We start from the raw sequence: 20,032 nt of genomic DNA on the forward strand, positions 1-20,032 counted from the left end.
TCTTGCTACGGGTTACTCGGATTGATTCAGGCTGGCGAAATCGGCGCCGCGTTCGACCAGCTCCACGAGCAGCGGCGACGGCTTCCAGAAGATCGGGTCGGCCTTGGCGAACTCGCGGATGTCGGCGAGCACCTTGGGCAGGCCCACGGTGTCGGCGTACTTCATGGGGCCGCCGCGGTGGCGCGGGAAGCCGTAGCCGTAGAGGAAGGTCACGTCCACGTCGAGCGGGCGCAGCGCGATGCGCTGGAGCACGACGTTGGCGCCTTCGTTGACCATGGCGGCCATGTAGCGGCGCATGATTTCTTCTTCGGTGAAGCTGCGCGGCGTGATGCCGGCGCGCACGCGCTCGGCGTCGATGATGGCCAGCACCTCGGGGTCGGGCACGCCGGTGCGCGCGCCTTCGGGGTAGAGGTAGTAGCCGCGCTGCGTCTTCTGGCCGAACCAGCCGCGCTCGCAGATGCGGTCGGCCACCTGCACGTAGCGCGCCTGCGGGTCGCGCGTGGCGGCCTTGCGCTTGCGCGTGGCCCAGCCGATGTCGCCGCCGGCCAGATCGGACACCTGGAACGGACCCATCGGGTAGCCGAAGTTGCGCACGGCCGCGTCGATGTCGTAGGGCGAAGCGCCGTCTTCCATCATGTGGTCGGCGGCCTGGCGGTACACGGCCAGGATGCGGTTGCCGATGAAGCCGTCGCACACGCCGGCGCGCACAGGCACCTTCTTGAGCTTCTTGGCAAGCTCGAAGCCGGTGGCGACCACGTCGGCGCTCACCTTGGCGGGCACCACGATCTCCAGCAGCTTCATGATGTTGGCGGGCGAGAAGAAGTGCAGGCCCACCACGTCCTGCGGTCGCGAGATGCTGGCGGCGATCTCGTCGATGTCCAGGTACGAGGTGTTGGTGGCGAGCACGGCGCCCTTCTTGCACACGCGGTCGAGTTCGGCGAACACGGCCTTCTTGACGCCCATCTCCTCGAACACGGCCTCGACCACGATGTCGACGTTGGCGAAGGCGTCGTAGCTGGTCGAGCCCGAGAAGCGCGCCATCACGGCGGCCTTGGCCTCTTGTGTCATGCGACCCTTGGCGATGAGGCCGTCGTACACCTTCTCGACGTGCGCACGGCCGCGCGCCAGGCTGGGCTCGTCGCGCTCGACCATGGTCACGGGCAGGCCCGCGTCGAGCATGGCCACGGCAATGCCCGCACCCATGGTGCCGCCGCCGACGATGCCGGCCGAGGTGAGCGCGCGCGGGCTGGCCGAGCGGGTCTCGGGCGCCTTCAGCACTTCGCGCTCGGCGAAGAAGGCGTGGATCAGGCCGGCGCGCTGCGGGCTGTCGATGCACTGCAGGAACAGCTTGCGCTCCAGCGCCATGCCTTCGTCGAAGGGCAGCGTGAGCGCGCCTTCGACCGCTTCGACGATCTTCATCGGCGAGAACAGGCCGCGGCTCTTCTTGGCGGTGTCGGCGCGCGCGGCCTCGAGGGCGGCGCGGGCGGCATCCTTGTCGGCCAGGCCGGCGGCTTCGCGCGTGCGGCGCACGGGGGCGTTGGCGGCGACCAGTTCCTGCGCGTAGGCGAGGCCTTCGGCGCGGGCATCGGCTTCGGCGCCGAGGCGGTCGACGAGGCCGAGCGACAGCGCTTCTTTCGCGCCCGCATGGCGTCCGCTGAGCATCAGTTCGAGCGCGGGCTTCACGCCGATGAGGCGCGGTGCGCGCTGCGTGCCGCCCGAGCCGGGCAGCAGGCCCAGCGCCACTTCGGGCAGGCCCAGCTTGGCGGTGGGCGCGGCGAGGCGGTAGTGCGTCGACAGGGCAATTTCCAGCCCGCCGCCGAGCGCGGCGCCGTGGATGGCAGCGACCACCGGCTTGGTGCAGTTCTCGATCTTCAGGCAGACCTCGGGCAGCGAGGGTTGCTGCGGCGCCTGGCCGAACTCGCGGATGTCCGCGCCGGCGATGAAGTTGCGGCCCGCGCCGACGATCAGCACGGCCTTGGCGCCGCTGTCGGCCTCGGCCGCATCGATGGCGGCGGCCAGGCCGCGGCGCACGTCCACGCCCAGGGCGTTGACAGGCGGGTTGTCGATGGTCACCACGCACACGTCGCCTTGACGCTGGAAGGTGACGGGACCGTTGGACGTGGAAGGGCTGGGAGTGGGGGTGGCCATGTGCGTGTCGCTTGTCTCTTGCTTGCGTGGCAGGCCCTCGTGAAGTCGAGGGGTCCGGGGCTCTGGGGAGCCCTGCATTCTTGGCCGGCATCGCTGCTTTGACAATTGCATAGGTGGTTGACAGACTGTCAAAGAATTTTTGACACAATCCGCCCATGGACCTGCAATCGCTCACCCTGCTGGTGGAAATCCTTGACGCGGGCAACCTGAGCGCGGCGGCGCGCCGGCTCAAGATGACCCGGGCCAACGTCAGCTACCACCTGAACCAGCTGGAGCGCTCGGTGGGTGCGCAGCTGATCCGGCGCACCACCCGGCGCGCCGAGCCCACCGAGATCGGCCTGCGGCTGTACCAGCACGGCGTGGCGATTCAAGGCGAGCTGCTGGCGGCGCGCGAGTCGGTCACCGCGCTGGGCGAGGGTCTGCAGGGCCGCGTGCGCCTGAGCGTGCCCAGCGGCTACGGCCAGCTCGTGATGGCCGACTGGCTCATCGACTTCAAGCGCCAGTACCCCGGCATCGTGCTCGACGTGGTGTTCGAGAACCGCATCGAAGACCTGCTGCGCGACGAGGTCGACATCGCCATCCGCGTGATCCCCGAGCCGCCGCAGAACCTCGTGGCGCGCGAGATGGGCCCGGTGCGCTACGTGGCCTGCGCCACGCGCGCGTACGCCGAGCGCCACCCACTGCCCGTGCAGCTGGACGCGCTGCGCGCCACGCCGGTGGTCACGGCCGCCGTCATCGGGCGGCAGCTGCGCATCTCGGCCTACCAGGGCGAGACGCGGCGCGAGGTGATCCTGGAGCCGACGCTGATCTCGGAAAACTTCCTGTTCCTGCGCCAGGCCATCCTCGCGGGCCTGGGCGTGGGCCTCGTGCCCGACTACGTGGTGCAGGAAGACGTGCGCCGCGGCGACGTGGTGACCACGCTGGACGACTGGCGCCTGTCGATCTTCGGCACCCAGATGTTCATGCTCTACATGCCGAACCGCCAGCACACGCGGGCGATCCGGACGTTCATCGATTTCATCCTGGCGCGGGTGCGGCCGGAAGAAGCCGAAGAAGCTCAGTCGCAGCGGTAGACGACTTCCCCCGCCGGCACACCTTCTGCCGGCACCTCCGACAGCGTGCTGCTCAAAAAGCGCATCGGCGCGCCGAAGTTGCGGCAGTAGTTCTCGGCGTCCTGCGCGGTGGGCGACTTGAACACGCCGTCGGCCAGGAAGGTGACGCGCGGCGCGGGTCGCGAGACGCAGCCCGCGCCGATGAGCAGGGCCGGAACGAGGACGGAGAAAGCAGCGAATCGGCGCATGGGGCAGGGCGGAAAGAAGAGGTCGCGACTGTAGCCGCTTGGCGGCGTCAGTCGGCCAGCCACACGCTGCCGTCCGCCGCCTCGCGCAGCGCCAGCGGCGTGAGGCGCGCGCCGCGGCAGGGGCCGCCCACGCAGCGCCCGGTGTCGGGCTCGAAGATCGCGCCGTGCCGCGCGCACATCAGGTAGCGCCCGGAGCTTTCGAGGATCTGGCCTTCGAAATCGAGCGGGCCGCCGGCGTGCGGGCACTGGTTGAGGTAGCCGTGCACGGCGCCCTGCCAGCGCACCGCGAAGGCCGGCGCGCCGCCGGGCGCGGTGAACAGGGCCGCGAGGGCGCCGTCGGCGAGTTCGGTGGCGATGGGGTGGGCGGTCGGGGCGGGCGCGGCGGTCATGGGAGCGAGCCTACCAAGGTCAAAGTCCATCGCTCGGGGGCGAACCCCTGTGTCATCACATGTTCTGGCTATGTCCTCCGACCAATAGACGCAGGGGCGCGCCGTTTTCACAATGCATCCGCTCGCTTTCATTCGTCCGTGCATCCTTGTGTCAAGGGGGATTCCCACCGATGAGCACGCTGAAACAGGGCTGGCGCGGGGCCGATGTCCGTCGCCTGCAGGAGGCCCTGAACCGCAAGCTGCAACCCAGCCCCGCCCTCGTACCCGATGGCGACTACGGCCCCGTCACCCGGGCGGCCGTGCTGCGCTTGCAGGCCGCGCACTGGCTGTGCGAGGACGGCGAAGCCGGCCCCTGCACCCGCAACGTGGCCTTCGACAACGAAACCCACGCGCCGCTGCTGCACCCCGTGGCGCTGATCCCGCAGCCTGCGCCCGCGCTGTGCTGGGCCGCGGCCACCGCGATGCTCACGCGCGCCACCGTGCAGACCGTGCTGGCGCGCACGCCCTGCGAGCTGATGGGCGCCGACGGTGCCTTGCGCCGCTGCGTGGACAGCGACCGCCATGCGCAGGGCAGCCGCGATGACGACGACGACAACCGCCGCTTCGCCGCCGCGCACGGCCTCACGCTGCGGCCCCACGGCCCGTGGACCGTTGCCGCGCTGCGCACCGCGCTGCACGCCGGGCCGCTGATGTTCGACCTGCGCTGGGGCGCCAAGGGCGGCGCGCCTGTCGGCCAGCCGGGCCACATGGTCGTGCTCGCGGGCATCCGCGGCGACAACGACCCCGGCGGGGGCGGAACCACGCTGCGCCTGTTCGACCCCTGGCCGCCGGGCCGGGGCGCGCGCAGCTCGACCAGCCATGTGCGCTGGATGCAGGCCGTGGCCGACCGCGTCTGCGGGGTGTTCCAACGGTAGCTGTGCCTCGTGCGGGTGGGCATTGCCGCGACGGCATGAAAAAATCCTGACTTTCCGCGAACCGTTTCGGCGGGTGGCCGCCTCTTTCCATGCGGGAGGGGCGTTCTGTTCCTCCGCATTCACACGTCACGGATCGAAGGAACCCACCATGCTCTACGTCAAGAACCTCCCCGGCTGGGAACGCGCCCTGCGCATCGCCCTGGGCCTCGCCGGCCTCGCCTTTGCCGCCATGAACTGGCCGGCGGACGCCATGGCCGTCGCGGTCGGCCTCATGGGCGCGATGCTGGCCCTCACCGGACTCGTCGGCTTCTGCCCGATGTGCGCGATGGTCGGGCGCACCCTCGACAAGGGCCGCTGACCCATGGCCCCCGCAGCGATCGACCGCACCTGCCTGATCCTGGCTGCGCAGACCGGCGACCCCGTCGCCCTCGAGGGCCTGCTCGCCGCCTGCCAGACCGACGCGCGTCGCTACGCCCGCCGGCACTGCCAGGCCAGCGACGTGGACGACGCCGTGCAGGAATCGCTGCTCGTGGTCGCGCGCCGCGTGCGCGGGCTGCAGGCGGCTGCGGCGTTCTCGTCGTGGCTGTTCACCGTCATCCGGCGCGAATGCCTGCGCCTGCAGCGCGCGATGTTCCGCCACGACCCGCTCGACGAAGACGTGGTCGAACGCCAGCTCGCGGCCCGCAGCGACGATGCGCTGCGCATCGACCTGGCCAACGCGCTCGAATCGCTGCCGGCGCATTACCGCGAGGTCGTGCTGCTGCGCGACTTCGAGGAACTCACCATCGCCGAGATCGCCGAGCGCCTGGGCGAGCCGCCGGGCGCCGTGAAGAGCCGGCTGCACCGAGCGCGACTGCTGGTGCGCGAGTACCTGCTGGGGTAGGGGCCGCCTCAGGGGGCGATGCGACAATCCCCTCGCCATGACAGACACCCTCACGATCACCCGCCCAGACGACTGGCACTTGCACGTGCGCGATGGCGCCGCCCTCGAAGCCGTCGTGCCCCACAGCGCCCGCCAGTTCGGCCGCGCGCTGATCATGCCGAACCTGCGTCCGCCCGTGACCACCGCCGCCCAGGCCGTGGCCTACCGCGACCGCATCCGCGCCGCCGTGCCCGCGGGCACGTCCTTCGAGCCCGTGATGTCGCTCTACCTGACCGACAAGCTGCCGCCCGAGGAAATCGCGCTGGCCGCCGAAGCCGGCGTGCGCGCGCTCAAGCTCTACCCGGCCGGCGCCACCACCAACAGCGATGCCGGCGTGACCGACATCCGCAAGACCTACAAGACGCTCGAGGCCATGCAGAAGCACGGCCTGCTGCTGCTGGTGCACGGCGAAGTGACCGACCCGGCCATCGACCTGTTCGACCGCGAAGCCGTGTTCGTCGACCGCGTGATGATCCCGCTGCGCCGCGACTTCCCCGAACTCAAGGTGGTGTTCGAGCACCTCACCACCAAGGAAGGCGCCCACTACGTGCGCGACGCCGACCGCTTCACGGCCGCCACCATCACGGCGCACCACCTGCTGTACAACCGCAACGCCATCTTCACCGGCGGCATCCGCCCGCACTACTACTGCCTGCCCGTGCTCAAGCGCGAGACGCACCGCGTCGCGCTCGTCGAGGCGGCCACCAGCGGCAGCGACCGCTTCTTCCTGGGCACCGACAGCGCACCGCACCCCGCGCACCTGAAGGAACATGCACTGGGCTGCGCCGGCTGCTACACCGCGCTCACCGCCATCGAGCTGTACGCCGAGGCCTTCGACAGGGTGAACGCGCTCGACAAGCTCGAAGGCTTCGCCAGCTTCCACGGCCCCGACTTCTACGACCTGCCGCGCCACACCGACACCATCACGCTGAAGCGCGAAACCTGGACCCTGCCCGAGACCGTGCCCTACGGCGAAGCCACGCTCAAGCCGCTGCGCGGCGGCGAGACCGTGCAATGGAAGCTCGCATGACGGCGCCGGTGCCCCTGTCGTCGCTGCGCGTGATGCTGCTGATCGACGCCGACAACGTCTCGGCCGACGTGATCGAGCAGGCCGTGCAGCGCACGATGGAGGACTTCGGCGCCATCCACGTGCGCCGCGCCTACTGCAACGCCGAGATGGCCGTGAACCGCCAGGCGCTGTTCAAGCGGCTGTCGGTGCGGCCCATGGTGAACCTGTCGGCGGGCAAGAACAGCACCGACATCGCGCTGGCCGTCGACGCCATCGACCTCGTGATCGCCGAGCGGCCCGACGTGGTCGTGCTGGTGTCGTCCGATTCCGACTTCGCGCCGCTCGTGATCCGCCTGCGGGAAAAGGGCTGCCGCGTCTGCGGCATCGGCCAGCAGGGCAAGACCGGCGAAGAGACCGTCGGCATCTACGACAGCTTCATCGACCTCGCGCACCACGGCATCAAGCCGGCCGTGCGCACCGCGCCGGCCAAGAAGGTGGCGGCTGCGAAGAAGACGCCAGCCGCGAAGACCGCCCCTGCGAAGAAGGCTGCGGCCAAGACCGCGCGCAAGACGGCGGCGAAGACGGCCAAGCCTGTGGCACCGCCACCGCCGCAGCAACCGGAAATCTCCGAAGCCGCCGAGTTCATCCTGCAGGCCGTGCCCGCACTGCGCCGCGGCACCGACGTGCCGCTGAACGACGTGGCCAAGGCCCTGCGCACCGCCGGCCTGCTCAGCAAGAGCGGCAGCTCGCTCAAGCTCTTCGACAAGCTCACGGCCGAGTTCGCGGTGATGCAGCACCCCGACCGCATCCGATGGACGGGGGCGCCCGCGCCTTGAGCCCGGGCCTGCCGGCGGTCGCGGCCATCGAGTGGGCCGCACCCTGGCTGGCACCGTACCGTGATCCCGGCGAAGCCGTGGCGCGGGCCATTGCACAGAGCGGCACCGTCGCCGCCGCGCTGCAAAGCGCCAAGCCACCCACCGTGCCCGACTTCGTCACGCAGGACGCGCTGCCCGAAGGCCAGGCCTACGAGGCCCACATCTTCCGCACGCGCACCGTGCCCACGCGCGACAACCTGCACGACTTCTTCAACGGCCTCGTCTGGCTGGCCTTTCCCGAAACCAAGCGCCGCCTCAACGAACTGCAGGCCGCCGAGATCGCACGCGCCGGCGTCGGCGCCACGCGCGGGCCGCTGCGCGATGCGCTCACGCTCTTCGACGAGAACGGCGCGGTGCTCGATGCACCGCCCGCGCTGTGGGAGGCGCTGGTGGCGCGCGACTGGCAGGCGTTGTTCGTCACGCGGCGCGCACTCTGGGCCCAGGCCCGGCTGCGCGTGTTCGGCCATGCGCTGCTCGAAAAGCTGGTGGTGCCGCGCAAGGCCGCGACCGCGCATGTGCTGTTGCTGCCTGCCGTCGCAGGCCCGCTCGACGACGCGGCGCTGGCGCGCCACCTCACGCCCGAACACATGGCACGCAAGCCCTTCGCACCGCTGCCGGTGCTTGGCGTTCCGGGGTGGTGCGGCGCCAACGAAACACCCGATTACTACGACGATCCGAAGGTCTTCCGGCCCCGTTCGTAGAACTTTTACTCCTATCATTGCTCTACCGCACGCCACCGCGCCGCGTCCGTCACAACCTACGACAACAGCGGTCACCCCGGCCGGGCAGGCTTGAAGCGGGCCTTGTGGCCCTCATCTGGTCGGCAGTGTTCCCCACGGAGAATTCAACTTGAAACGTATCCTTCTGTTTGTCCTGACCAACGTGATGGTCGTCGCGGTGCTCGGCGTGGTCGCCAGCCTGCTCGGCGTCAACCGCTTTCTCACGGCCAACGGGCTCAACCTGACGGCGCTGCTCGGCTTCGCGCTGGTCATGGGTTTCGGCGGCGCGATCATCTCGCTGCTCATCAGCAAGCCCATGGCCAAGTGGACGGCCGGCCTGCGCATGATCGACAACCCCCAGTCGCCCGATGAGGCCTGGATCGTCGGCACCGTGCGCAAGTTCGCCGACAAGGCCGGCATCGGCATGCCCGAGGTCGGCATCTTCGAAGGCGAGCCCAATGCCTTCGCCACCGGCGCGTTCAAGAACTCGTCGCTCGTGGCCGTGTCCACCGGCCTGCTGCAAGGCATGACGCGCGAAGAGGTCGAGGCCGTCATCGGCCACGAAGTCGCGCACATCGCCAACGGCGACATGGTCACGATGACGCTGATCCAGGGCGTGATGAACACGTTCGTCGTGTTCCTCTCGCGCGTGATCGGCTATGCGGTCGACAGCTTCCTGCGCCGCGGCGACGACCGCTCGTCGGGCCCCGGCATCGGCTACTACGTGAGCACCATCGTGCTGGACATCGTGCTCGGCTTCGCCGCCGCGATGGTGGTGGCCTGGTTCTCGCGCCAGCGCGAGTTCCGCGCCGACGCCGGCGCCGCCGCACTCATGGGCAACCGCCAGCCGATGATGAACGCGCTCGCGCGCCTGGGCGGCCTGCCGGCTGGCGAACTGCCCAAGGCCGTCGAGGCCATGGGCATCACGGGCGCGATGGGCAAGCTGTTTGCCTCGCACCCGCCGATCGAAGAACGCATCGCGGCGCTGCAGAACGCGCGCTGAGCCCACTGCAGAAGGCGACCAACGCCGTCGCCCATGAAAAAAGCCGCCACAGTGATGTGGCGGCTTTTTTCGTTGGGGCGGGCGTGTGGCGTCAGTCCGCGGCGGGTGCTTCGGGAGCGGCCGGGGCGGTTTCTGCTTCGGGCGCCGCCTGCACCTCAGGCGCTGCGGCTGCTGCCGCGTCGGCGGCCACCGCTGCGGCAGCGGCTGCCGCCTCGGCCCGCTTCTTGTCGTCCCGCACGCGCTGCAGCGTGCGCGTCACGTCGCCGGGCTTCATGCCGTACATGTCGGCGAATTCCTGTTCGCTGCGACCGCTGGCTTCGAAGGCGCGCAGCAGGGCTTCGCGCTTGGCGGCCTGCTGGGCGAGTTCGGCCAGGGCTTCGTCGACGACGGCGTTGTTGTTAGCGTCGCGCGAGCGCACCAGCACGGCATACGCCTCGTGGTCCAGGCCCGAGGCTTCGATGGCCTTGGCGATGCGCGTCACCAGCTGCGGGCGCAGGTCTTCGCCGGGGTTGCGGTGCGAACGGCGGCGGTGCAGTTCGAGGATGGCGTGGTGCACGTGCTCGGGCGCGACCGGGTCGAGCGCGTTGCCGTCCAGGTCGTGGCGCGCATGGCCGGCGGCCACGCTCTCGAGGTAGCGCGTGGAGCGCGCATGCTGGCCCATCGCGATCTTCAGGTCTTCGGCCTTGAAGTCTTCGGGATGGCGCGCGATCAGCTCTTCATACACGCCGAGCTTCAGCGGCACGAAGCGTGCGCCGAAGAGCTGCGGGTAGAGCGCGAACAGGCGTTCCAGCACCGGGTTGACCTTGCGCGGTGCGCGTTGGGCTTCGGGTTGCTGTTGTTGTTGCTGCGGGCCGCGCGGCTTGCGCCCCTGCTGCGGCTGTTGCTGCCCGTGCGGGCGCTGCTGCTTCGCCCGCGGCGGGCGTTGCTGTTGCTGCTGTTGCGCGGGAGCGGGCTGCGTTGCCGACGCGTCAGCGCCTGCGTCGGTGCTGCCCGCGCCGGACTTCAGCTGCTGCAGCTGCTCGGCCATGTCCGGGCGCTGGCGCCGTGCGTTGCGCGAGTTCGTGTTCGGGGCGGCGGTGGATGCGTCGGTCATACGGAAGGCTCGGCGATGGGCGCGAGGGATGGAAAGGGAAGAAAAAGAACAACCGGTCCCGCGCGGTCAGCGCGGCCGGAACATCCTGCGGGTATTGTCAGGGCGGATCGTCATGCGCGTGCAGCGCCTCGGTCAGCGGCTTGCCGCCCGATCAGCAGCCGGAACGGCAGCAGCATCAGCACGCCGACACCGAGCTTCACGCCCAGGTCGCCGAGCGCCCAGGTGAGCCAGGGGCCGTCGGTGCCTGCGAAGGCGATGCCCCAGAAGACGATGCTGTCGAGCACGGCCGCGATCACCGTGGCCACCAGCGGCGCGCGCCACCACAGGCCGCGGCGCAGGCGGTCGAACACGCGGATGTCGAGCAGCTGCGAGGCGATGAAGGCCAGGCCCGAGGCGGCGGCGATGCGCGCCGGTGCGAGCAGCAGCGACACCGCCACGGCCACCGCGAAGCCGACCCACGCCACGCGCCGCGCCATGCCGGGGCCGAAGCGCCGGTTGACGAGGTCGCTCACGAGGTAGGCCACCGGGTAGGTGAAGGCGCCCCAGGTGAGCCAGTCGTTGATGGCGAACTGCACCAGGAGGTTGGACGCGAGCACCACGGCGGCCATCGCCAGCGTGGCGACGGCCAGCTGGCCGGTGGTGGGACGGTGGAAGTGCATTGTCAAACGGCGCTGCCGAGCACGCTGCGCGCCACGGCCTCGGCCACCTTGATGCCGTCCACGCCGGCCGACAGGATGCCGCCCGCGTAGCTCGCGCCTTCGCCGGCCGGGTAGAGGCCGCGCACGTTGAGGCTCTGGAAGTCGTCGCCGCGCGTGATGCGGATGGGCGACGAGGTGCGCGTTTCCACGCCGGTGAGCACGGCGTCGTGCGTGTCGAAGCCCTTGATCTTGCGGCCGAAGGCCGGGAAGGCTTCGCGCATCGCCTCGATGGCGTAGGCGGGCAGGGCCTGGTGCAGGTCGGTCGGTGTCACCCCAGGCTTGTACGACGGGATGATGCTGCCGAGCGCGGTGGACGGCTTGCCGGCGATGAAGTCGCCCACCAGCTGGCCGGGCGCGTGGTAGTTGCTGCCGCCGAGCACATAGGCGTTGCTTTCGAGCTGGCGCTGAAGCGCGATGCCTGCCAGCGCATCGCCGGGGAAGTCCTTCGGGTCGATGCCCACCACGATGCCCGCGTTGGCGTTGCGCTCGTTGCGCGAGTACTGGCTCATGCCGTTGGTGACCACGCGGCCCGGCTCGCTGGTGGCCGCGACCACGGTGCCGCCGGGGCACATGCAGAAGCTGTAGACCGAGCGGCCGTTGCTGGCGTGGTGCACCAGCTTGTAGTCGGCCGCGCCCAGCAGCGGATGGCCCGCGTGGCGGCCCCAGCGGGCGCGGTCGATGAGGCCCTGCGGGTGCTCGACACGGAAGCCGATCGAGAAAGGCTTGGCCTCGATGTACACGCCGCGCGCATGCAGCATCTCGAAGGTGTCGCGCGAGCTGTGGCCCAGTGCCATCACGACGTGGTCGGCGCGCAGCTCGCTGCTCTGGCCGGTCGTCTGGTCGAGCACGGTGAGGCCGCGCAGGTGGCCGTCTTCGATGTGCACGTCGGTCACGCGCTGCTCGAAGCGGATCTCGCCGCCGAGCGCGACGATCTGCTCGCGGATGTTCTCGACCACCTTCACCAGCTTGAAGGTGCCGATGTGCGGATGCGCGACGTACAGGATTTCGGGCGGCGCGCCAGCCTTCACGAACTCTTCCATCACCTTGCGGCCGAGGAAGCGCGGGTCCTTGATCTGGCTGTAGAGCTTGCCGTCCGAGAAGGTGCCGGCGCCGCCTTCGCCGAACTGCACGTTCGACTCGGGGTTGAGCACGCTCTTGCGCCACAGGCCCCAGGTGTCGCGGGTGCGCTGGCGCACGGTCTTGCCGCGTTCGAGCACGATGGGCTTGAAGCCCATCTTCGCGAGCATCAGTGCCGCGAAGATGCCGCAGGGACCGAAGCCGATCACCACGGGGCGCGTGGCGTCGTCGGGCGCCTGGCCCGGCGGCGTGTAGCGCATGTCGGGCGCGGGCTGGATGTGCGGGTGGCCGGCGTGTTTGGCCAGCAGCGCGGTTTCGAGCGCGGCGTCGGCCAGCTGCACGTCGCAGATGTAGACCGTGAGCAGGTCGACCTTGCGGGCGTCGAAGCTGCGCTTGTAGACGGTGTGGGAGGCGATCGCTTCGGGCGGAACGTCGAGCGTTCGGGCGATCAGGGTGGCCAGCGCGTCAGGCGCGTGGTCGAGCGGGAGTTTGAGTTCGGAGATTCGCAGCATGTCGTGGGGCTTGTGGTTATCAAGCAGACCGACGATTTTAAGCGCCCGAGGCGCTATGAAACTTGTAGCTGGATCAGGCGGGCAGGAAGCCTTCGACGGAGAGGTAGCGCTCGCCCGTGTCGTAGTTGAAGCCCAGCACCACCGCGTCGGGCGCCAGCGAGGGCAGCTTCTGCGCAATGGCCGCGAGCGTCGCGCCCGACGAGATACCAACCAGGATGCCTTCCTCGACCGCGCAGCGGCGCGCCATTTCGCGCGCGGGTTCGGCGTCGACCTGCAGCACGCCGTCGAGCAGCGAGGTGTCCAGGTTCTTCGGAATGAAGCCCGCGCCGATGCCCTGGATGGGGTGGGGCGCCGGCGCGCCGCCCGAGATCACGGGCGAAGCCACGGGCTCCACCGCGAACACCTGCAGCTTGGGCCACTTCTTCTTGAGCACCTTCGCCACGCCGGTGATGTGGCCGCCCGTGCCCACGCCGGTGATGAGCACGTCGATGCCCTCGGGAAAGTCGGCCGCGATCTCTTCGGCCGTGGTGCGCACGTGCACGTCGACGTTGGCGGGGTTGTTGAACTGCTGCGGCATCCACGCGCCCGGCGTGCCGGCCACGATTTCCTCGGCGCGGGCGATGGAGCCCTTCATGCCGTTGGCGCGCGGCGTGAGGTCGAAGGTGGCGCCGTAGGCCAGCATGAGGCGACGGCGCTCCACCGACATGCTGTCGGGCATCACCAGGATCAGCTTGTAGCCCTTGACGGCCGCGACCATCGCCAGGCCGATGCCGGTGTTGCCGGAGGTGGGCTCGACGATGGTGCCGCCGGGCTTGAGCGCGCCGCTCTTCTCGGCGTCTTCCACCATCGACAGCGCGATGCGGTCCTTGATCGAGCCGCCGGGGTTGGCGCGCTCCGACTTGATCCAGACCTGCTGCTTCGCATGGCCGAACAGGCGGTTGATGCGGATGTGCGGCGTGTTGCCGATGGTCTGGAGGATGTTCTGGGCCTTCATGGAATCTCCTTGGATCAATGCGGTTGTTCGGGCGGACAGCGCGCATTGTGAGACCAGCCCGCGACCGTTTCAGCGCAGGGCTTTGCTTCCCTCAGGCTTCCAGGGCTTCCAGCGGCCCGAAGAACTCGTAGCGAAGCTGCTGCTTCGGCACGCCGAGCGCCAGCCCGTTCGCATACACCGCCTGCATGAAGGGCTTCGGCCCGAGAAAGTACAGGTCGACGTCGCGGTCTTCCGGCAGCAGCCCGGCCAGCAGCTCGCGGGTGACGAAGCCGGTCGCATGCGGCGTGTCGGTGTCGCGCGGCGCGTCGTAGACATACAGCGGCTTCACGTTCGCATGCCGCTGCGCGAGCGCATCCACGCGGGCGCGGAAGGCATGCGCACCGCCGTGCCGCGCCGCATGGACGAAGTGCACCGGCCGGCCCGTGTGCGCCACCGATTCGAGCATGCTCATCGCGGGCGTGATGCCCACGCCGCCCGTCACCAGCACGAGGGGGCGCGCCTGTTCGCCCGCGGGCTGCAGCACGAAGTCGCCGCACGGTGCCTGCACCTGCAGCCGCGTGCCGACCGCGGCGGCCTCATGCAGCCAGTTCGAGGCGCGGCCGCCTTCTTCCTTCTTCACGCTGATGCGGTACCACGGCTTGCCCGGCGCGTCGGACAGCGAGTAGTTGCGGCGCACCGGCTGGCCGTCGATCTCCAGCACCAGCGTGAGGTACTGCCCCGGCGTGAACGCCAGCAGCGCGCCGCCGTCCACGGGCTCCAGGTAGAACGAGGTGATGACCTCGCTTTCATCCTCGCGCCGGGCCACGCGGAATTCGCGCGTGCCGCGCCATCCGCCGGGCTGCGCCGCGTTGGCGCTGTAGACGGCTTCTTCCGCGGCGATGAGCAGGCCCGCCAGCGATTCGTAGGCCTCGCCCCAGGCGGCGATCACCTCGTCGGTGGCGGCATCGCCGAGCACCTCCTTCACGGCGCGCAGCAGGTAGTGGCCGACGATCGGGTAGTGCTCCGGCAGCACGCCCAGCGCGGCGTGCTTCTGGATGATGCGGGGCAGGGCGCCGGCGATCGCTTCGAGCCGGTCGATGTGCGCGCCGTACGCGATGACCGCACCCGCCAGCGCACGCGCCTGCGTGCCGGCGGCCTGGTGCGCTTCGTTGAAGAAGGCCTTCACCTGCGGATGGCCCTCGAACATGATCTTGTAGAAGTGGCTGGTGATGGCCTCGCCGTGGGCCTGGAGCGCGGGCACGGTGGACTTGACGATGGCGATGGTTTGCGGGTTCATGGTCTGGCGCTTCCTCTGTTGAGATGCCTTTGTCGTCTCACGATCCGTGCCAGCCGGAAGACCGCTGCAAGTGCTTGATGCCGTTGGGGATTTATCAGGCGTGGTCAAATTCACAACAACTTCAGCGTTGTACTTATGACCACATTGCGTGTCGATTCGACCACCGAGGCCTCACCACCCGAGCCCGAAGCCGAGGCCGCCCGCTACCGGTCGCTGCTCGCCGCCGCGCGCGGACTGGTCCGCTGCGATGCCGCCGCGCTGCTGCAGCTCGACGTCGATGTGCTGAAGCCCGTCGCGGTCGACGGCCTGAGCGATGAGACCTTGGGGCGCCAGTTTCCCGTGGCCGCCCATCCGCGTTTCGCGCGCCTGCTCGACAGCGAACGGGGCCTGCGCTTCGCCCACGACAGCAACCTGCCCGACCCGTACGACGGCCTCGTCGCCGGCCAGCCGGGCATCCTGCCGGTGCACGACTGCATGGGCGCGCCGCTGCGCCTGCGCGGCGCCGTCTGGGGCCTGCTGACGCTGGACGCGCTGGAGCCACACGCCTTCGATGCCGTGGGCCCGGCGCAGATGGAGGCACTGATTGCGCTTGTCGAAACCGGCATCGAGGCCGCCGACACGATCCGCGAAATGCAGGCGCGCGCGATGCGCGAGCAGGCTGTGGCCCAGGCATTGCGCGCAGGGCGCGGCGCCCCCCGCGAGCTGCTGGGCAGCAGCCCGGCGATGAAGCAGCTGTGCCACGAGATCGACACCGTCGCCGTCTCCGACCTCACGGTGCTGCTGCTCGGCGAAACCGGCGTCGGCAAGGACCTGGTCGCGCAGCGCCTGCACGCGCGCTCGCGGCGCAGCGAGCAGCCGCTCGTGCAGGTCAACTGCGCGGCGCTGCCCGAGTCGCTGGCCGACAGCGAACTCTTCGGCCACAAGCGCGGCGCGTTCACCGGCGCCGTGCAGGACCGCGACGGCAAGTTCGAGATCGCCGATGGCGGCACGCTCTTTCTCGACGAGGTCGGCGAGCTGCCGCTGAGCGTGCAGGCCAAGCTGCTGCGTGTGCTGCAAAGCGGCGAGGTGCAGCGCCCCGGCAGCGACCGCATGCGCAAGGTCGACGTGCGCGTGATCGCGGCCACCAACCGCGACCTGCCCGCGGCGATCGCGCAGGGGCGTTTTCGCGCCGACCTGTACCACCGGCTGTCGGTCTATCCGCTCGTCGTCGCGCCGCTGCGCGAACGGGGGCGCGACGTGCTCGTGCTCGCCGGCAGCTTTCTCGAGGAGAACCAGCACCGACTGGGCGCGCGCAACCTGCGGCTCTCGCCGGCGTCGAAGGCCGCCATGCTGGCGCACGGCTGGCCGGGCAATGTGCGCGAGCTCGAGCATGTGATCAGTCGCGCCTCGCTGCGGGCGTTCAGGGAGCAGCCGCGCGGCTCGCGCTGGACGGCCATCGAACCGCATCACCTGGCGCTGGACAGCGCTGCCGTCGTGGGAAGCGCCGTGGCAGCGCCCGTGCAGGCCCCGGCGAACGAACACGCGGGGCCTGCCATCGCTGGCGGCACGTTGCGCGACGCAACCGAGGCCTTCCAGCGGGCCTGGCTGTCGGAACTGCTCGCCCGCCACGGCGGCCGCGTGGCCAGCGCCGCGCGCGAGGCCGGCATCGACCGCAGCAACTTCCATCGGACGTTGCGCAAGCTGGGTCTGGTGCAGGCCGGCGACCACGAAACGCCCGGTTGAAGGTCGGCGCGCGGCATCGCCTGAAGGGTCATTGACGGGGCGGGCGATAATCGAGCGGTGAAGCACGCCAGACCGCCGCTGGTGCAAGCCCGAAAGGGACGATGCTCTGCCTTCGGGCAACAGCATCGGGTCGAAAGATCGCACTGGAGGAACGTCCGGACTGCACAGGACAGCGCAGGAGTTAACGACTCTCCACCGTGAGGTGAGGATCAGAGCAACAGAGACGAGCCGATTCAGTTCGGGTGAAACGGGCAATCTCTGCGCGCAGCAACACCAAGTAGGCCAGTATCGAGGTGGTTCCGCTGAGCTGGCGGGTAGGTGGCATCGAGCCGTTTGGCGACAAACGGCCCAGAGTAATGGCGGTCACGCCGGGGTCTTCGCAAGAGGGCTCCGGTGCACAGAATCCGGCTTATCGGCGAGCTTCACACTTTTCTTTCTCTCCCCCTTTTCCCTGGGCCGCGCGCTGACGACGTGCGCGGTCGCGTGCAAAACTCGGTAGAAACCCGTACAATTGTTAGCAAGCTAACTAATTGATAACGCCGTGGCCGATACCGAACCCATCTCCCCGTTGCGCGAACACGCGCTGATGCGGCTCGGCACCTCGCTGTCGGTGCTCCAGCGCGGCTACCGCGCGGCGGCCGACAAGGCGGTGGCGCACGTCGGCCTGTCGCAGACGCTGGCCTGGCCGGTCGTGGTGCTCGGGCGGATGGAAGACGGCGTGCGCCAGGGCACGGTGGCCGAGGCGCTGGGCATCGAAGGGCCGTCGCTGGTGCGCTCGCTCGACCAACTGGTCGAGGCCGGCTTCGTCGAGCGCCGCGAAGACCCGGCCGACCGCCGCGCCAAGACGCTGCACCTCACGCCCGCCGGCCGCGCCGTGTGCGAGCCCATCGAGGCCGCGCTGCGCCAGATGCGCGCCGCGCTGTTCGAAGGCATTCCCGACGAGGACATCGCCGCCACCTTGCGCGTCTTCGGCGCGCTCGAGGCCAAGCTCGGCCGCAGTGCCGCCGGCATGCAGAGCCTGCAGCAGGAAGGGCGCGGCCAGTAGATGTCCACGGCGATGTCGTTGCCGCGCTTCACCCGCGCGGAAGTTCTCTTTTCCGTCAAGAGCTTCGCCGCCGCGATGCTGGCGATGTACCTGGCCAGCCGCGCCGGCCTGCCGCGCCCCTTCTGGGCGCTCATGACCACCTACGTCGTCGCCCATCCGCTGGCCGGCGCCGTGCGCTCCAAGGCGATGTTCCGCTTCTGCGGCACGCTCATCGGCAGCGTCGCCACCGTGCTCATGGTGCCCGCGCTGTCCAACGCGCCCGAGCTGCTCACGCTGGTGCTCGCGCTGTGGGTCGGGCTGTGCCTGTACATCTCGCTGCTCGACCGCACGCCGCGCTCGTACGTCTTCATGCTCGCGGGCTACACGGCGGCGCTGATCGGCTTTCCGTCGGTGCAGACGCCGCTCGTGCTGTTCGACACCGCCGTGGCGCGCGTGGAAGAGATCGGCCTGGGCATCTTCTGCGCCACGCTGGTCCACAGCCTCGTGCTGCCCGCGGGGCTCGCGCCCACCGTGCTGGGCCTGCTCGACCGCACGCTGAAGGACGCGCGCCAGTGGCTCGGCGACCTGTTCCAGCCCGGCGACCGCAGCACCCCCAAGGACGCCGACCCGAAGCGCCTGGACGACGACCGCCGCCGCCTCGCGGGCGACATCACGCAGCTGCGCCTGCTCTCGACCCACGTGCCCTTCGACACCACGCACCTGCGCTGGACCGCCGGCGCGATCCGCGCCATGCAGGACCGCGTGGCGGCGCTCACGCCCGCGCTGTCGGCCGTCGAAGACCGGCTGCAGGCGCTGGCGCAGGCCGAAGGCCGCCTCGCGCCCGACGTCACCGCCGTGCTCGCGCTGGCCGCGCAATGGCTGCGCGACGAAAGCGACCCGGCCGTCGACGCCTCTGCACGCCTGCAGGCGCTGCGCCAGGCCATCGCCGCGCTGGGCACCGCACAAGACACGGGGCTCACGCCCTGGGCCCGCGCGCTGCGCATCGGCCTCGCAGGCCGGCTCGAAGAGCTGGTCGACGGCTGGACCGCCTGCGCCCAACTGCGCCGCGACATCGACGAAGGCCTGAAGGGCGGCGCGCCGCTGCGCCGCACGGCCGCGCTCGGCCAGCGCGCGATGCACCGCGACCACGGCATGGCGCTGCTCTCCGCGCTCGCGGCCGTCATCGCCATCTGCCTGTGCGGCGCGTTCTGGATCCTCACGGGCTGGCCCACGGGCTCGGCCGCCACCATGATGGCCGCGGTCTTCTGCTGCTTCTTCGCGACCATGGACGACCCGGTGCCGGCGATCCACGGCTTCCTGAAGTGGACGCTGTGGTCCATTCCGATCTCGGCCGTCTACGTGCTCGTGCTCATGCCCACGGTGCAGGACTTCGGCATGCTGGTCGTGATCTGCGCGCCGCTCTTCCTGTTGCTGGGCCTGTACCTGCCGCGACCGACGCACTTCATGGCCGCGATGGCGCTGGTCTTCGGCGTGTCGGGCACGCTCGCGATGCACGACACCGCCAGCGCCGACCTCGTGAGCTTCATCAACAGCATGATCGGCCAGGTCGTCGGCGTGCTGGTCGCAGCGCGCGTCACGCGGCTGGTGCGCTCGGTGGGCGCCGACTGGAGCGCGCGCCGCATCCAGCGCGCCACCTGGCGCGAGCTCGGCGACATGGCCGCTTCCTCCCAGCCGCAGTACGCGCAGAGCGACGCCTACGCCGTGCGCATGCTCGACCGCATCGGCCTGCTGGCGCCGCGCATCGCGCAGGCCGGCGGCACCGTGGAGGGTGTGGCCGCCAACGACGCGCTGCGCGACCTGCGCATGGGCGCCGACATCGCCGTGCTGCAGCGCGTGCGCGCCCAGCTGCCGATGGCCACCTCGGCCGCGCTGCTCGGCGGCATCGCGCGCTTCTTCCGCCAGCGCGGCGAAGGCCGCATGGCACCGCGCCCGGCCGCGCTCTTGCCGCAGATCGACGAGGCGCTGGCCGCTGTGCTCGCCGCGCGCGACACCTCCACCGCGTCGCGCGCCGCCGTCACCGCGCTGGTCGGCCTGCGCCGCAACCTGTTCCCCGACGCGCCGCCTTCGCTCGCGGCTGTGTCTTCTTCACCGCAAGGAGCTTCCGCATGATCGGCGAAGCCAGTTTCTACGGGCTCTACGTGCCCTGGCTCATGCTGCTGGCCGGCGCCGCGCTGCTCGCCCTGTGGGGCGTGCGCCGGCTGCTCGCCGCCACCGGCCTGTACCGCTGGGTGTGGCACCCGGCGCTGTTCGACATGGCGCTGTACCTGCTGCTGCTGTACGGCCTGAGCCGCCTCACGGCGCACCTGCAATGACAACGCAAACCACACAGAGATTCC

20 protein-coding genes and 1 other RNA gene are annotated in these 20,032 nt (G+C 70.1%); 13 read left to right on the plus strand and 8 right to left on the minus strand.

All coding sequences use genetic code 11. The annotated features are described in order from the left end of the window. Positions 1-12: 12 nt before the first annotated feature. Positions 13-2,148 (minus strand): 3-hydroxyacyl-CoA dehydrogenase NAD-binding domain-containing protein, encoded by a 2,136-nt coding sequence (locus tag AC07OH_RS17360; RefSeq protein ID WP_495301533.1) that lies wholly within the window; start codon positions 2,146-2,148, stop codon positions 13-15. A gap of 155 nt (positions 2,149-2,303) precedes the next feature. On the opposite strand from AC07OH_RS17360, the gene AC07OH_RS17365 reads away from it, so the two are divergent. Further along, positions 2,304-3,221: a LysR family transcriptional regulator gene (locus tag AC07OH_RS17365; protein WP_062478562.1), complete on the plus strand. Its 918-nt coding sequence runs from the start codon at positions 2,304-2,306 to the stop codon at positions 3,219-3,221. Here the strand turns inward: AC07OH_RS17365 and AC07OH_RS17370 are convergent. Both AC07OH_RS17370 and AC07OH_RS17375 read right to left on the minus strand, forming a co-directional pair. Then, complete coding sequence (locus AC07OH_RS17370; protein ID WP_307582923.1) at positions 3,206-3,448, minus strand: hypothetical protein; 243 nt, start codon at positions 3,446-3,448, stop codon at positions 3,206-3,208. The genes AC07OH_RS17365 and AC07OH_RS17370 overlap by 16 nt on opposite strands. A gap of 47 nt (positions 3,449-3,495) precedes the next feature. Next, positions 3,496-3,837, minus strand: a complete 342-nt coding sequence (locus AC07OH_RS17375) for a Rieske (2Fe-2S) protein (protein WP_495301534.1) — start codon at positions 3,835-3,837, stop codon at positions 3,496-3,498. A 170-nt stretch (positions 3,838-4,007) separates the two neighbouring features. Here AC07OH_RS17375 and AC07OH_RS17380 point away from each other — a divergent pair, with 170 nt between their 5' ends. The 7 genes from AC07OH_RS17380 (at position 4,008) to htpX (ending at position 9,279) form a co-directional block, all read left to right on the plus strand. Beyond that, complete coding sequence (locus AC07OH_RS17380; protein ID WP_495301535.1) at positions 4,008-4,751, plus strand: peptidoglycan-binding protein; 744 nt, start codon at positions 4,008-4,010, stop codon at positions 4,749-4,751. A gap of 148 nt (positions 4,752-4,899) precedes the next feature. Next, positions 4,900-5,109: a YgaP family membrane protein gene (locus AC07OH_RS17385; RefSeq protein WP_495301536.1), complete on the plus strand. Its 210-nt coding sequence runs from the start codon at positions 4,900-4,902 to the stop codon at positions 5,107-5,109. Positions 5,110-5,112: 3 nt separating this feature from the next. Next, a complete protein-coding gene (locus AC07OH_RS17390; RefSeq protein ID WP_495301537.1) occupies positions 5,113-5,634 on the plus strand; it encodes an RNA polymerase sigma factor in 522 nt (173 codons plus the stop codon). Positions 5,635-5,671: 37 nt separating this feature from the next. Then, a complete protein-coding gene (gene pyrC, locus AC07OH_RS17395) occupies positions 5,672-6,703 on the plus strand; it encodes a dihydroorotase (RefSeq protein ID WP_495301538.1) in 1,032 nt (343 codons plus the stop codon). After that, a complete protein-coding gene (locus AC07OH_RS17400; protein WP_495301539.1) occupies positions 6,688-7,518 on the plus strand; it encodes an NYN domain-containing protein in 831 nt (276 codons plus the stop codon). Before pyrC ends, AC07OH_RS17400 begins: the two co-directional genes overlap by 16 nt. Further along, the gene (locus tag AC07OH_RS17405) at positions 7,494-8,258 is read left to right on the plus strand and encodes a DUF3025 domain-containing protein (protein ID WP_495301540.1); all 765 of its coding nucleotides are present in this window, start codon (positions 7,494-7,496) and stop codon (positions 8,256-8,258) included. The genes AC07OH_RS17400 and AC07OH_RS17405 overlap by 25 nt, the downstream gene beginning before the upstream one ends. A 148-nt stretch (positions 8,259-8,406) precedes the next feature. Further along, positions 8,407-9,279 (plus strand): protease HtpX, encoded by an 873-nt coding sequence (htpX, locus tag AC07OH_RS17410; protein WP_495301541.1) that lies wholly within the window; start codon positions 8,407-8,409, stop codon positions 9,277-9,279. A gap of 91 nt (positions 9,280-9,370) precedes the next feature. Here htpX and AC07OH_RS17415 read toward each other — a convergent pair whose 3' ends face one another. The 5 genes from AC07OH_RS17415 to hmpA all read right to left on the minus strand — a co-directional run bounded on the left by AC07OH_RS17415 (position 9,371) and on the right by hmpA (position 14,929). Further along, a complete protein-coding gene (locus AC07OH_RS17415) occupies positions 9,371-10,372 on the minus strand; it encodes a ProQ/FinO family protein (protein WP_495301542.1) in 1,002 nt (333 codons plus the stop codon). A 110-nt stretch (positions 10,373-10,482) separates the two neighbouring features. Then, complete coding sequence (locus AC07OH_RS17420; RefSeq protein WP_495301543.1) at positions 10,483-11,031, minus strand: VUT family protein; 549 nt, start codon at positions 11,029-11,031, stop codon at positions 10,483-10,485. A gap of 2 nt (positions 11,032-11,033) precedes the next feature. Further along, positions 11,034-12,659, minus strand: a complete 1,626-nt coding sequence (locus AC07OH_RS17425) for an NAD(P)/FAD-dependent oxidoreductase (RefSeq protein WP_495301544.1) — start codon at positions 12,657-12,659, stop codon at positions 11,034-11,036. 73 nt (positions 12,660-12,732) lie between these two features. Then, the gene (gene cysK, locus AC07OH_RS17430) at positions 12,733-13,653 is read right to left on the minus strand and encodes a cysteine synthase A (protein ID WP_062478599.1); all 921 of its coding nucleotides are present in this window, start codon (positions 13,651-13,653) and stop codon (positions 12,733-12,735) included. A gap of 91 nt (positions 13,654-13,744) precedes the next feature. After that, positions 13,745-14,929, minus strand: coding sequence for an NO-inducible flavohemoprotein (hmpA, locus tag AC07OH_RS17435; protein ID WP_447741054.1), 1,185 nt, complete (start codon positions 14,927-14,929; stop codon positions 13,745-13,747). Positions 14,930-15,064: 135 nt separating this feature from the next. Here hmpA and norR point away from each other — a divergent pair, with 135 nt between their 5' ends. The 5 genes from norR (at position 15,065) to AC07OH_RS17460 (ending at position 20,008) form a co-directional block, all read left to right on the plus strand. Further along, positions 15,065-16,651, plus strand: a complete 1,587-nt coding sequence (gene norR, locus AC07OH_RS17440) for a nitric oxide reductase transcriptional regulator NorR (protein ID WP_495301545.1) — start codon at positions 15,065-15,067, stop codon at positions 16,649-16,651. A gap of 59 nt (positions 16,652-16,710) precedes the next feature. Beyond that, positions 16,711-17,079: RNase P RNA component class A (rnpB, locus tag AC07OH_RS17445), an RNA gene on the plus strand. Between the two features lie 158 nt (positions 17,080-17,237). Next, positions 17,238-17,696 carry a MarR family winged helix-turn-helix transcriptional regulator gene (locus AC07OH_RS17450; protein ID WP_139701559.1) on the plus strand — a complete coding sequence of 153 codons (459 nt, stop codon included), beginning with the start codon at positions 17,238-17,240 and terminating at the stop codon, positions 17,694-17,696. Continuing rightward, a complete protein-coding gene (locus AC07OH_RS17455) occupies positions 17,697-19,805 on the plus strand; it encodes an FUSC family protein (protein WP_495301546.1) in 2,109 nt (702 codons plus the stop codon). Then, positions 19,802-20,008: a DUF1656 domain-containing protein gene (locus AC07OH_RS17460; protein ID WP_062483051.1), complete on the plus strand. Its 207-nt coding sequence runs from the start codon at positions 19,802-19,804 to the stop codon at positions 20,006-20,008. Before AC07OH_RS17455 ends, AC07OH_RS17460 begins: the two co-directional genes overlap by 4 nt. Positions 20,009-20,032 lie beyond the last annotated feature (24 nt).

The organism is Variovorax sp. GW821-FHT10C12, from assembly GCF_059415405.1.

Bases quoted from the DNA above. Each gene is read 5' to 3' on its own strand.
- AC07OH_RS17380 (WP_495301535.1), top strand. From the start codon at position 4,008: ATGAGCACGCTGAAACAGGGCTGGCGCGGGGCCGATGTCCGTCGCCTG.
- cysK (WP_062478599.1), bottom strand. From the start codon at position 13,653: ATGAAGGCCCAGAACATCCTCCAGACCATCGGCAACACGCCGCACATC.
- AC07OH_RS17375 (WP_495301534.1), bottom strand. From the start codon at position 3,837: ATGACCGCCGCGCCCGCCCCGACCGCCCACCCCATCGCCACCGAACTC.
- AC07OH_RS17390 (WP_495301537.1), top strand. From the start codon at position 5,113: ATGGCCCCCGCAGCGATCGACCGCACCTGCCTGATCCTGGCTGCGCAG.
- hmpA (WP_447741054.1), bottom strand. From the start codon at position 14,929: ATGAACCCGCAAACCATCGCCATCGTCAAGTCCACCGTGCCCGCGCTC.
- AC07OH_RS17425 (WP_495301544.1), bottom strand. From the start codon at position 12,659: ATGCTGCGAATCTCCGAACTCAAACTCCCGCTCGACCACGCGCCTGAC.
- pyrC (WP_495301538.1), top strand. From the start codon at position 5,672: ATGACAGACACCCTCACGATCACCCGCCCAGACGACTGGCACTTGCAC.
- AC07OH_RS17405 (WP_495301540.1), top strand. From the start codon at position 7,494: ATGGACGGGGGCGCCCGCGCCTTGAGCCCGGGCCTGCCGGCGGTCGCG.
- AC07OH_RS17450 (WP_139701559.1), top strand. From the start codon at position 17,238: ATGCGGCTCGGCACCTCGCTGTCGGTGCTCCAGCGCGGCTACCGCGCG.
- AC07OH_RS17370 (WP_307582923.1), bottom strand. From the start codon at position 3,448: ATGCGCCGATTCGCTGCTTTCTCCGTCCTCGTTCCGGCCCTGCTCATC.
- AC07OH_RS17455 (WP_495301546.1), top strand. From the start codon at position 17,697: ATGTCCACGGCGATGTCGTTGCCGCGCTTCACCCGCGCGGAAGTTCTC.
- AC07OH_RS17400 (WP_495301539.1), top strand. From the start codon at position 6,688: ATGGAAGCTCGCATGACGGCGCCGGTGCCCCTGTCGTCGCTGCGCGTG.
- AC07OH_RS17415 (WP_495301542.1), bottom strand. From the start codon at position 10,372: ATGACCGACGCATCCACCGCCGCCCCGAACACGAACTCGCGCAACGCA.
- AC07OH_RS17420 (WP_495301543.1), bottom strand. From the start codon at position 11,031: ATGCACTTCCACCGTCCCACCACCGGCCAGCTGGCCGTCGCCACGCTG.
- AC07OH_RS17365 (WP_062478562.1), top strand. From the start codon at position 2,304: ATGGACCTGCAATCGCTCACCCTGCTGGTGGAAATCCTTGACGCGGGC.
- norR (WP_495301545.1), top strand. From the start codon at position 15,065: ATGACCACATTGCGTGTCGATTCGACCACCGAGGCCTCACCACCCGAG.
- AC07OH_RS17360 (WP_495301533.1), bottom strand. From the start codon at position 2,148: ATGGCCACCCCCACTCCCAGCCCTTCCACGTCCAACGGTCCCGTCACC.
- AC07OH_RS17385 (WP_495301536.1), top strand. From the start codon at position 4,900: ATGCTCTACGTCAAGAACCTCCCCGGCTGGGAACGCGCCCTGCGCATC.
- AC07OH_RS17460 (WP_062483051.1), top strand. From the start codon at position 19,802: ATGATCGGCGAAGCCAGTTTCTACGGGCTCTACGTGCCCTGGCTCATG.